Raw genomic sequence first — 11,746 nt, forward strand, 5'->3', positions numbered from 1 at the left:
AAAATATGCCCGATAGCATTAATATCGAAAAAATCACTACACTCCATAAAAATTCCATCACCCAATGGAAATCTTTGGGTATCGTACATCAGCACGAAAAATTCTATCGCTTGGTTGAAGAAAATCATGCGTTTAACTATCAACTCTGGCACGCAGAAGATAGGGCTCGTCGTGATGATCAAGGATATGAGTTTGTATACCAAGCGAAACGAGAAATTGACCGCTGCAATCAATTGCGTAATAACCGCATGGAAGCAATGGACGAATGGCTTTTCAACCAACTGCAACCCGCAGATTATCATACTTGTCCTGTTCACTCTGAATCACCAGGAATGATCATTGACAGGCTTTCTATTTTATCCTTGAAATCTTATCACATGGAACTGCAAACCCAGCGTGAAGACGTTGTGGAGGAACACCGGAAAAATTGTGCTCATAAATTAACAATCATTAATCAGCAATTAGAACAATTGGCTCGGTGTTTCAAGGAACTACTTGAAGAAGTAAAGGCACAAAAACGTACTTTTAGAGTTTATCATCAATTTAAAATGTATAATGATCCTAATCTAAACCCCCAATTGTACTGCCGGGAGTAGATTGATAATGATTTAGAGAGTTATCGCTCAATGAATGAGTCAGTGTTGAGTCTTGTGCAGATTTTTTAGGCTTTGAATGTCTAGAAGAAAAGAAGTTCCAAAATGAATCGTGTCGCGACAGGGAATCAGAGGCTTTACTTTTACGCTCACGTGATTCCCATTGAGACTGGGTTTTTATTTTATCCATCTCGTCGCCGGGAGCCGCTCCTTCTTTTTTAGTATCGATTACCTGTCCTTTAGGTGGGCGTCCCAATCCGCGTGCCAAAGCTCGAAGTCCTAGAATTAATGAAAATAAGACGCCACTCGCTATCGCCAATGCACCCATTACCGGCGTATCATGATAATCTCCATCGGAATCAACATCCTGACAAGGGGTCATTACAAAATTGGAGAAATTATTTCCCTTAGATAAACCAGAGAAAAGAGAACGGATGACTTCCAACCACTCTTGAATAACAGTGGGAGGCGAGGGATCCAGTTTAAGCCCATCTTTTAATGACTTATCAAAACTCTCTGCGGTTAAAATCTTTGCATCCTTTTGCTTTTCTATATTTTCCTTCATCTTCAGGATTTTGTCGTAAGGATGCTCTTTTTCGATCTCTGCTTCGCGTTTTTGCATATGCTGATAATGGGCATACAAAGTATAGGCCATCATCCCCATCATAAACACCAGACCAGAAACGATAAATACAGCCAATAAAGCGGGAGGGAAACTGATTGCGGCAATAGAACATATTGCAGTAACCGTAAATAAGATTTGGGTCAATACACCATATGCATATAAACCATACTTTATTCCTAACAAAGCCGCGGTTAAATAATCGTGCGTTGTTTGATCTTTTAATAACTGGCGCTCTTGTTCAAAGTTCTCAATTAACTGACGCACCTCTAATTTCAATCTTTGGATTTCAAGCAAATCTCCCGTTTTTTTATCTTTTATGTCTTCCAACTTGAGTAATTTGGCATAAGTCAATTCCAACTCTTTGGTTGTGAGTGCTAATTTACATCGAGTTTGAGTCGCTTTGAGGCGTAATTGAAAATCATATTCTTCATAAATTCGCGAAATAACGCAGGTGAGTGTATAAATCGCACCAATGATTGACATGGCAATAAGAAGATGTGGTGAAAGAACAGCAAGACTTACCACTCCAACATAAAAATATAAACCATCCAGCAAACCACCTGTCCCTAATGCTAAATAAGCATAAACCCGATCTTCATCAGTCTGACGTTCGATTTGTGATAAATAGTACTCTCGGTCTAGGGATGTTAAAGAACTCAACTGCTCGATTTCAACTAAAAGTTCTTTATTTTTATCCATTTGCTTTTTACGCTGCTCTTGCATACTACGTATCCAAAATCGATTTGCAGCAGCAAATACACCTAATACCAATCCAACAGGAACAACCATATATTTAAGGTCCATCCCGCTAATCAGGCTTAAAATTTGTACTGTACTTCGCCACCCTTTATACGCGTTTTTCATGCCTTTCATTACATCGCGAAAATAGGGCCAAGCAGCGGCTGTGAATTTTTTTATGGAATCCTTTTCTTCTTTCTCAAAAACACTTGCCAGGAAAGAAAAAGACACTAAAAAAATTGCTTCTGCGGCAATTGCAGCGATTCCTTCAGGAGAAGTGAGTATTTTGTGTATATAGTCAGCATCCGTTTTGCGCATAAATACTTCCATAAAGTATTTAAACATGCTGTAAGAGGAGCTTAGCGAATCTACAATGGCATAAGCATGATAAATGTAACGATTTTTATCGAGTTTTTGAGCGAGGAGTCTACTTTGCGCGTCGATACGACCGGCGATTGCCAAGAGAAAAACAAGTTCTTCTGATTTTAAAGATAAATCTTCTTTGCCACTAAGAGACATTCTTACCCACAGAAATGACTATCGGTTAGATTGGGGCGGATTATATGGATCATTGATTTCGATGTCAATAATCGTTTCATCATGAATCAAAAAGATACAAATTTAGCGTAGCCCGATTAAGGAGAGCACACTCAGTTCGTACAAAAAATATTTCATTAAACCCACTTACGGGTTGTGACTTATGAGGCAAACCTGCTACGATATTGCACTAAATATTAAAACAACTCAGGAAAGAGGACTCAATGAGATCAATACTTGCTCTCTTTATTTTGGCAGCACTAATGACTGGATCGGTTATGGCATCAAATGAAACACAAATTTATGGTTATGTTGAGAAAGTTTCGTTTCCCGAAAAGGACTTGATCTTATCAGCAAAATTAGATACCGGAGCTAAATCCGCATCATTAAATGCGACCAACATAACTGAAATTACTAAAAATGGCGTACCTTATTTGCGTTTTATTGTTCCCACTAAAAGTGGAGAATACGTATTTGAAGCAGAATATAAAGGTCGAGTAAAAATTAAAGTTCGTGATGGAGAACATGGATCAGAGATAATGGCACACGCACCAATCAAACGCCCTGTTGTCCTGCTTAATTTACAGCTTGGAGATAAAGTCAGAACAATTAAAGTGAATTTAACCAATCGCAAACGTTTCCTCTATCCTTTGCTTTTAGGAAGAGATGCAATCATTGCTTTTAATGGTGCAGTAAACCCGGCACTCACATTTACTTTAAGAAACCAGAGTCTTAAAAAACAATGAAAAATAATACGCGTCATGTTTATGGACTTATTTTTACTTTATTGATCCTTGGAACAGGAATTTTTTTGTATCGACACTTTGTACTCGATGTGCCTTTAACTGACACCGAAACGATAAACAGTTGGATGGTTGAATCCAACTTGCGTTTTGTTGCGGATCCCAACACACCAATTAAAGCAAGTTTTAACATTCCTTATTTACCACCACATTTCGCTATTCTTGATGAATATTTCGTATCAAGGAATTATGGGGTAACAACGAACTTAAATGGAGATAACCGGGAAACAGTTTGGTCAATTAGGCGCGCACATGGCGCACAATCATTGTATTACAGAGCCATTTTCCGTCAAGCCGAAGGAAATGAATCACCATTAGGACCTCCCACCGCAGCCAAAACCCAACCGCTTGAAGAAAGCCAAAAGTCGGCTGTTGAAACCATTACCAGCCAGGTACGACAATCCTCTGCAGATATTAAAACCTTTGCTCAGAGCACTATTAAAGAACTGAATAAAAAAGATGGAAATGCCAAGTTACTGACAAGTAATGATTTTAGTGATGAACGCCTTATCAATGCAGCAATTTTGATTTTGAATCAGTCTAAAATCTCTGCCGTTCCAGTAAAGGGAATTTATTTGTCCCAAAAAAGCAAAGCCGAGTTAAGTTCATTTTTGGCCGTATTCAATGGTAAAAGCTGGATTTATATTAATCCTAGAACCGGTGGGGCAGGTCTACCTAAAGATTTTCTTATTTGGCAATATGGTAATGAGCCTGTATTTAATGTCGATGGCGGTAAAAAAGTCCAATTTAGTTTAACCGTGTCTCCCACCCCCATAAACGCTTTAAGTATTGCCAAATCACGAGGCTTGCAATCCGATTCACAACTGTTACGTTTCTCATTATTGCAATTGCCAGTCAATGTGCAGGAAACGTATAAGATTTTATTAACTGTACCTATAGGTGCTTTTATTATCTTAATTCTGCGGAACTTTATCGGGATTAAAACCTTTGGTACGTTTATGCCCGTTTTAATCGCTTTAGCCTTTAGAGAAACCCATGTAATCTGGGGAATTTGCCTCTTTGTCATTATTGTATCCTTTGGTCTATTGGCACGTTTTTATCTGGATCAATTAAGGTTACTTTTAGTTCCACGACTCGCGGCAATTCTTACCGTCGTCATTTTGCTCATGATCTTTATTAGTGTATTCAGTCTCAATCTTGGCTTGGATGCAGGACTATCGGTTGCCTTATTCCCCATGGTCATTTTAACTATGACTATAGAACGCATGTGCATTACTTGGGATGAGCGAGGTGCTTCAGAAGCCATAAAATCCGGTATAGGCAGCCTAGTCGCTGCAGTTATTTCTTATTGGGCAATGAGCTATGAACCCTTACAATACCTAATCTTCGCATTCCCTGAATTGGTTTTAGTTTTATTGGCTTTAATATTGTGGTTCGGCCAATATCGAGGATATCGATTGTTCGAGTTGAAACGCTTTAAGTCACTTGCGGGACATGTAGAATGATAAGCCTGTTTCGTCGTTTAAAAAATCACGGAATATTAAGTATTAACCAGCGCAATACAGATTTTGTATTGCGCTACAATCCGCGAAAATTGTTTCCTCTGGTTGATGATAAGTTAAAAACAAAAAAGCTGGCTCTGAAGTCTGGTATCGCAGTTCCACCTTTATACGATATCATTGAAACGGAGCAACAAATTAAAACCATAGAGGAACGCTTAGAGCCTTATAATGACTTCGTGGTTAAACCTGCACGTGGTTCTGGTGGGGATGGTATTTTAGTTTTTAAAGATAAGGTCTATGGTCGTTATCGACAAATTAATGGAAAACTTACCACCGCCCAGGAACTTAGTTACCATTTGTCGTGCTTGCTTTCAGGAGCATATAGTCTTGGCGGCTCCTCAGATTATGCAATTATAGAGAAACGCGTAGTAGTAGACCCCGTATTTGCCGAAGTAAGCTACGAAGGTATTCCTGATATTCGAATTATTAGTTTATTGGGTTATCCCGCAATGGCCATGGTGAGACTTCCAACTCGTTTGTCCGGTGGCAAAGCAAATTTACATCAAGGAGCAATTGGTGTTGGAGTAGACCTCGCCACTGGAAAAACTCTTGGCGGAGTATTCCATAATGACATCATCGATTATCATCCGGACACCCTGAATCCCATTGTAAATATAGAAGTACCCTATTGGAATAAAATACTCGAGATCGCCTCCAGTTGCTATGAACTAACGGGTCTGGGCTATCTTGGCGTAGATATCGTCCTTGATAAAGATCAAGGGCCTTTAATGCTCGAATTGAATGCGCGTCCCGGCTTAAATATTCAAATTGCGAATAGGGAAGGAGGATTAAAACGCTATCGAGCGATCGAAGCGCGCCATCAGGAGCACCCTAATGAGACAGTTGCTGAGAAAGTAACCTTTAGCCGTGAACATTTTGCCCGTTTAAAATAGACTAAAACACTTCCACTCAAAGTTAATTTAGGGTCATCCTGACCCATTAATCAGGGTGAATTACTAAAATTGAGGCCGCGTGGAGTCACTGTACCAAGATTTTCCTCCTTTTCATTCTCTCTGATTGCTGAACTTTTTTGTTTTTTGTTCGTAGAATCTCCAGCAAATTGGAACATTGGACTCCAAGTCGACTTCCTTTTTCCATGAATGTTTTCCCCTTCCTCTGAATACTCTTCTTTTTCCAAACTTTGTGGGTCTTCTTGTTCAAAGACCTCAAAATTAGACCCGGGTGTTAGGATTTTTTCATGTTCATCAAACTCAGAACCAAGTGTTAAACTCCACTCATCTTCTTGCTCTTTATCGAAATGTGGAGAAAAAAATGACTCCACAAATTCATCTAAATTATAACCAGGAGTTTTGGGTATCACATACTCCATATTAATTCCGGCTTCATTCCAAGTGGCTTGGTAATAATATTGGGATTCATTAAAATCAGCGACCACTTGCGACAATGTAGTAGGTGAGGCGCTATAATCATAATTTTCATAAAAGGCAAGAATTTCTTCACCTGGTTGAATTTCACGTGTCGTTATATATGAATTCGTTTTAAAATCAAATCGTACATTCGCTTCATTTCTCTGCTTCGCGCCTTCTATGCAATAGGCTTCTGAAGCCTTTTCCTTGGTATAAAGATATCCACCTTTACTTGATTGCACTAAATAATTCGTATCAATACCCTGCTGCATCGCCCATATGTGCATCTCACTGACCCTTCGGGGAACATCATCTCTTTGCTGACCAACGAGCTGGCATAGTGGTTTTCGTGCTGGAATTTTCTGTCCACTAAATAAAGAGCAACGATATTCTCCTTTTCTTCGCTCTGTAGGCGCAATAACTAAATGATAAGGTGAATTACTTTGCAGTATCATTTTTTGATTTTTTTGTAAGCGCACCACATCTTCTGATTTATACAAATCATAAATTTTAGGATCTAAATTTTTATCTAAATACATGTGCCTTTTAGCTTCTTTTTTTCGCATGTCGGCTCTTAGAGTTAATGAACTGAAAAAATTTTTTATTTCTTCACGTGTACCCATTGTACTTGTTGTAAGCTCTTGATCTTGAGTTTTAGCCAGATCATGCAGAACTTCAATCAAAGTTTGTGGTTGACGTATGATTTGGGGACGCTTTTTTGTAAAATACTCATCCCCATAAGAAATAGTCAACTCATCACCAACAGCAATTCTTCGAGTTGCTACATAATAGGCATGGTAATCAAATAGAGTATTTCCTTCCTCGTCTTTACGTTGATGGCAAGTGACTTTTACTTCTAAGTTAGGCTGCATCGCATGGTTCACCCAGCGTGTATTGGTGCCTGCGTTCAACAAATCAATTACTACAGCATATTCATCGTGATCATCTAAATTCAATTTCCAAACAAAGGTGGAGTTTCCTTGATACTCTTTGACCAACCAATCTATCTCAGTACTAGTTCCAATACCAAATAACTCAATACCTTTTATTTCCCCAACAATGTCTCCTTTCTTAAACGATTTACCCGCATATACTGCCAGTTGCTTGGGGCCAAGATTAGGAGCCGCAGCTATAATTACATCCTTATCATAATCTGAGCCTAGGTAATTAAAGCCTGGTTGATTGCAGTTAGTCTCCAAATAATTGCATAGTCTTTGTTGGGACTCGGCCTCCTCGGGGAAAAAAACCAATTGTTCTGTAAGCATTTCCTCTGCGGCTTGCTCTCGATCTGCACTGTTTAAAAATTTAACGGTTCTTGTCATATTGATTCTTCATATTTGTATTTGCGGCGAATTCTAATAAAAAAAATAGTCGGTCAAAAGAGAATTTTTGTGGTTTTGCCCAAATTGGAGTAATTATTAGATGATTTAAGCTTACAGCATATGCTTAATTAAACATTCTCACTGAGGAATAGTGTGCGAGCTTTGATCTTTGCACTATCAAAGGAAGACACTTCTCAACTTAATGAACAATTTTTGTCAGAACCATGTTTGAGTGCAGCGTACAAATCTTGGCGTGCTTTTAGCCAATCAATCGTCTCTTCCCTAGTTTGCATCGCCTCTTTTGTTGCAATTTGGTTCATTTCTTTTTGTTTCAGACTCCAGAACAATCCATTAATACTATATCCTTGGGCGAGTCGCTTTTGTGTTGGGTTAACACATGCTTCTTTAATTCGGTTTAAATTATCTTTTTGCTTTGCTTGGAGATCCAATAAAATTTTTTGCTCTTCTTCTAAAGTCTTACCTAATTTTACTAATCCCTTTTCTTTCAGCTCTGCATGTAATTCTTGTTCAATGATATCAATGGTTGTCTCAGGGGCCATACGTCCAAGACGAAGCGTAGACATACTTTTGCCGTATAAACCAAAGAATTTTCCAACAGAACCCGAGCCGGTTTGAGCAAAAATACGACTGTACATAGAGACTATCTTTAAATAATGTAATAATTGACCATTATGTCATTATTATTTTCGCAAAACAATTCATGATTAATCTTTAAAATAATGGTCACTTTATTTTCAAATTAGCTTGAATATGATATAACCTTGGTGGAAATAAGCATGTTGAGAATTTATATGTTTTTAAAAACGTTCTTTCGTCCAACCGCCCCCTCCAAGCCCATACCCCCAAAGGAATGGCTTAATACACAATTTAAAGCGAGTGGATTAGACAAGCGCTTTCCTCAACCCCTTCGCGACACAACGCAAAAATCCGTAAAAATATTTTATAATCAAGATTATTTTGCTCATAATGATACCAATGCGCCTTTTTCTCTATGTAGAGCATTAACCAAAATACCTGCTATCAATGTTTCCGGAGATAGGGACGGTGTGTTTCAAAATGGAATCTCATTTCCGCTAGTACCTGATTTTTTTGCACGCATTCCATTAACCCATCCCGAACTTTTATCTCCTACTGAACGGTTGTCTGCAGCTAAAAAAATTGTTTTTTCCAATAGCTCGGTATTTGCTTCGGGGGGGTACCCTACAATGAATCCGAGGCAGATGAAGAAAAACCCTTATAATGTAGGGATCTTTTCGCTTGCAGGAGCCACTTTTGAAAATCCTTATCTGCATTATTCGCTGTTCATGCTGGATCCGATAAACACTAAAATTGATAATCCAATGTTCGCCCATTTATTTAAAAATCTGCCCACTGATTTTAAAGAGGCGCAAGCATCCCTTGGACCCTATGATTCAAATGAATTCCTTACTCGTATCCGCACTGGATTTCCATTTCTTGCACGTTCAGCTCCTGATAAATTTTATTCATCTTTTACTAAAAAAAATGCGGTACTTTTTGTATCTGCTGCGTATTTCCGACATCAGCTGGAAGATATTTCGATGTTGCTTACTGGCGTTAATAAGGCAGCTAAAGAGGCAGGAAAACCTGCTTTATTAAAGGCCACTGCAGTGGGAATGGGTTTTTTTGCAAAAGTGAATGGCCAATATGACATACAGCATCTTCTTTATCCCTATTATCTTCGGGCATTCCAACAATTGCTGCGGGAAAACTCATATCCTTGGATTGCAAAAATTGAATTCCCCACATTTAGTGAGCAGTTTCAAAAACAATTTGCTTCCATAATGGATCAACCAATGGAACAGATTGAAGTATATCAACAATATCGGGACGTCCTGGAATTTACGCAAGAAGAAATTGAAAACTATTATGTTTGTGCAATTAATCCTTCAGATGCGTTTGCCTATATAGGAAATGAGTGGGGATTTAGTAGTGTAGAAGCAATGATAGGGCTAAACTCATCATTGCGTATCGATCAAATACCGGTGGCAAACCCATTGCTGCTTGACTCTGACCATCATATTCCGGTCAAAATCAGCAGCACGTTTGACGCTGAGCTCGTAGACTTAAAATCCAAGGGCCTACAACTCTAACGAGCTTGTATTTTCTAAGACTCTGCTAATCGCGCTCAAAATTTGTTGATCCGGCTGAAAAAACCGCTCTAATATGTCTTTAGGCGTATCCGCGTATACTGTTCTGCAAACATCAACAAATGTTTGCTCTGCATTGTTGATCAACAACCAGGTCAGAACATCTTTTTCAGTAAGTAAATCGCTCATACGCATTGATTTTGGCAGATCAGGATTATAATCATGCATGATATTAGGTACTAAACCACCACTCATGAATTTTTCTCTATATTTAGGACACGTAGAGGCAATAAACTGACTGAATGGTATATGTTCCACAATGAGTTCTTCATTTTCATTATCATGCCCTTCACTTTCAATTCCTGTTTTATATTTTAACATCATGAGTGACGTTGATTTACCATAAAACTTATGTATCCATGAGTCCGATGCATGTGATTTATTTTTATCCATAAATACCATCAGATCTTTTAAAGAGGTACAAGCACCCCATCCAAAAGGATCTTTATTAAATCGTTGATACTCACATACCGTAGAATGGCGAATGTTGAGCAATTGATTTTTTGGAACACGGGGAAGAATTCCACCTTGTTGATGAAAAATATCAGGAGCTCGTCCATCTACACGTATAAGTAATGAGGTTTTTTGAAGTTTTACTATTTCCTTTCCGACTATAGGGTCGCTCATTTCCAAAAGATTTCTACCAATACTTGCGCCTTTTTCAAAAAACTTACAAGAATACAATTTTGCTAACATAATCCCCTCAAATTTCTAAGCTAAAATTTACATTGAAGGCGATTATATAAAAGAAATATTAAATAAATATTAAGCAGTGTGATTAAATAAAAGAATTAAAAAACATCTAATTTTTTAATGTGAATCAACTCAAGAAGATTTGATGAAAATAGAATTTGATATTCGTTAAAAGAAAGTTACTGCTGTATACCCTGCGCATGTTGAATAAATAACCGCTTTATAGAGGTTAATCCATTACATAGACTTAAACCTAAACCACGCAGAGCAACAAGTGGCATAAAGGAATTACTGAATAAACGTTTGAACCCTTCCATCAACATGATTATTTGCCATACCTCATGTTTGCGCTCGCGCTGATATGCACCCAATGCTTTCTTGGATAAAAGAGTATCTTGAGCTGCATCCAAATAGCGAATCCAGGAACTCACATCCGCCAAGCCAACATTTAAACCCAAGCCTGCCAAAGGATGGATCGTATGTGCTGCATCGCCAAGAAGTAACCAACGATCACCTACATATTGTTTCACATGCCTCATGTGTAAAGGAAACTGATGACGCCTACTGATGACTTCTACCCGGCCTAGCTTTTTAGCAAAAGCCTGTGTTAAAGACGCATTAAATTCCTCATCTGAAAAACTCATTAATTTTTTTGCATGTGAGGGATCAGTGGACCAAACTATAGAGCATTGATGTACATCAGCCAGCGGTAAAAATGCCAAAGGGCCATCCGCGCGAAATACTTGATATGCCGTTTGTTGGTGTGGCTTCTCAACAGAGACTGTGGCAACCAATGCATGCTGCTCATAAGACCAGCTGCTTAAGGGTACTTTGAATTTTTGTCGTGTTGGTGAATTGGCTCCATCAGCAATCATTAACAGTTGCCCTTCCCAAGCGTGCTGTTTGCTGCACACTTTAACTCCGGTTTCTTCACTAAATACTTCCTCAACCTGACTTTCAGGAAATAAATGAATGGAGGATTGGGTAGATACTTGGTGCAATAAAGCATGTTTCAATACAGATTCCTCAATAATACTTCCCAAGTTCTGTGCACCGACATAACGAGAGTCAAAATCAATATGTGCTTTACTTTCAGCATCCCAAACATACATACATCTGTATGGGGAAACTCGAGACATATCCAAATGCTGCCAGGTATTTAATTGCTGCAACAGAGTCCGTGATGCATGATTAATTGCATAAACTCGAGTATCGGATCGTTTGCTATCGACTTTTAATGAGCCCGCATCAATAACAGCTACAGAGTAACCGCGCTGCGCCATGGCCAAAGCAGCGGTTAAACCTACAATGCCACCACCAATGATTAATACATTAAATTGCAGACTCATTTCTTTT

The 11,746-nt window shown here is 38.6% G+C and carries 10 protein-coding genes; 5 read left to right on the top strand and 5 right to left on the bottom strand.

Annotated elements, in window-relative coordinates; translation table 11 throughout:
- The first annotated feature begins 5 nt into the window (after positions 1 to 5).
- Positions 6 to 596: a DUF4254 domain-containing protein gene (locus tag Lani_RS10855; RefSeq protein WP_019232582.1), complete on the top strand. Its 591-nt coding sequence runs from the start codon at positions 6 to 8 to the stop codon at positions 594 to 596.
- On the opposite strand, the gene Lani_RS10860 is transcribed toward Lani_RS10855, so the two are convergent.
- The gene (locus Lani_RS10860; protein WP_019232583.1) at positions 562 to 2,475 is read right to left on the bottom strand and encodes a hypothetical protein; all 1,914 of its coding nucleotides are present in this window, start codon (positions 2,473 to 2,475) and stop codon (positions 562 to 564) included. The two genes, Lani_RS10855 and Lani_RS10860, sit on opposite strands and share 35 nt — an antisense overlap.
- 242 nt (positions 2,476 to 2,717) lie before the next feature.
- Between Lani_RS10860 and Lani_RS10865 the strand changes: the two genes are divergently transcribed.
- The 3 genes from Lani_RS10865 to Lani_RS10875 are packed head-to-tail and all read left to right on the top strand — an operon-like array spanning position 2,718 to position 5,712.
- Positions 2,718 to 3,239: an ATP-dependent zinc protease family protein gene (locus Lani_RS10865; RefSeq protein ID WP_019232584.1), complete on the top strand. Its 522-nt coding sequence runs from the start codon at positions 2,718 to 2,720 to the stop codon at positions 3,237 to 3,239.
- Complete coding sequence (locus Lani_RS10870; RefSeq protein WP_019232585.1) at positions 3,236 to 4,762, top strand: inactive transglutaminase family protein; 1,527 nt, start codon at positions 3,236 to 3,238, stop codon at positions 4,760 to 4,762. Before Lani_RS10865 ends, Lani_RS10870 begins: the two co-directional genes overlap by 4 nt.
- Entirely contained in the window at positions 4,759 to 5,712 is a 954-nt protein-coding gene (locus tag Lani_RS10875; protein ID WP_019232586.1) for an alpha-L-glutamate ligase-like protein, read from the top strand. Before Lani_RS10870 ends, Lani_RS10875 begins: the two co-directional genes overlap by 4 nt.
- Before the next feature lie 50 nt (positions 5,713 to 5,762).
- On the opposite strand, the gene Lani_RS10880 is transcribed toward Lani_RS10875, so the two are convergent.
- The gene (locus tag Lani_RS10880) at positions 5,763 to 7,508 is read right to left on the bottom strand and encodes an SET domain-containing protein-lysine N-methyltransferase (protein ID WP_019232587.1); all 1,746 of its coding nucleotides are present in this window, start codon (positions 7,506 to 7,508) and stop codon (positions 5,763 to 5,765) included.
- A gap of 194 nt (positions 7,509 to 7,702) precedes the next feature.
- A complete protein-coding gene (locus tag Lani_RS10885; RefSeq protein ID WP_019232588.1) occupies positions 7,703 to 8,164 on the bottom strand; it encodes a hypothetical protein in 462 nt (153 codons plus the stop codon).
- 141 nt (positions 8,165 to 8,305) lie between these two features.
- On the opposite strand from Lani_RS10885, the gene Lani_RS10890 reads away from it, so the two are divergent.
- Positions 8,306 to 9,640 carry a hypothetical protein gene (locus Lani_RS10890; RefSeq protein WP_019232589.1) on the top strand — a complete coding sequence of 445 codons (1,335 nt, stop codon included), beginning with the start codon at positions 8,306 to 8,308 and terminating at the stop codon, positions 9,638 to 9,640.
- On the opposite strand, the gene Lani_RS10895 is transcribed toward Lani_RS10890, so the two are convergent.
- Together Lani_RS10895 and Lani_RS10900 are read right to left on the bottom strand one after the other, a co-directional pair.
- Positions 9,629 to 10,393 (bottom strand): hypothetical protein, encoded by a 765-nt coding sequence (locus Lani_RS10895; protein WP_019232590.1) that lies wholly within the window; start codon positions 10,391 to 10,393, stop codon positions 9,629 to 9,631. The two genes, Lani_RS10890 and Lani_RS10895, sit on opposite strands and share 12 nt — an antisense overlap.
- A gap of 176 nt (positions 10,394 to 10,569) precedes the next feature.
- Positions 10,570 to 11,739 (bottom strand): UbiH/UbiF/VisC/COQ6 family ubiquinone biosynthesis hydroxylase, encoded by a 1,170-nt coding sequence (locus Lani_RS10900; RefSeq protein WP_019232591.1) that lies wholly within the window; start codon positions 11,737 to 11,739, stop codon positions 10,570 to 10,572.
- Positions 11,740 to 11,746 lie beyond the last annotated feature (7 nt).

Source organism: Legionella anisa (assembly GCF_001467525.1).
Classification (GTDB): domain Bacteria; phylum Pseudomonadota; class Gammaproteobacteria; order Legionellales; family Legionellaceae; genus Legionella; species Legionella anisa.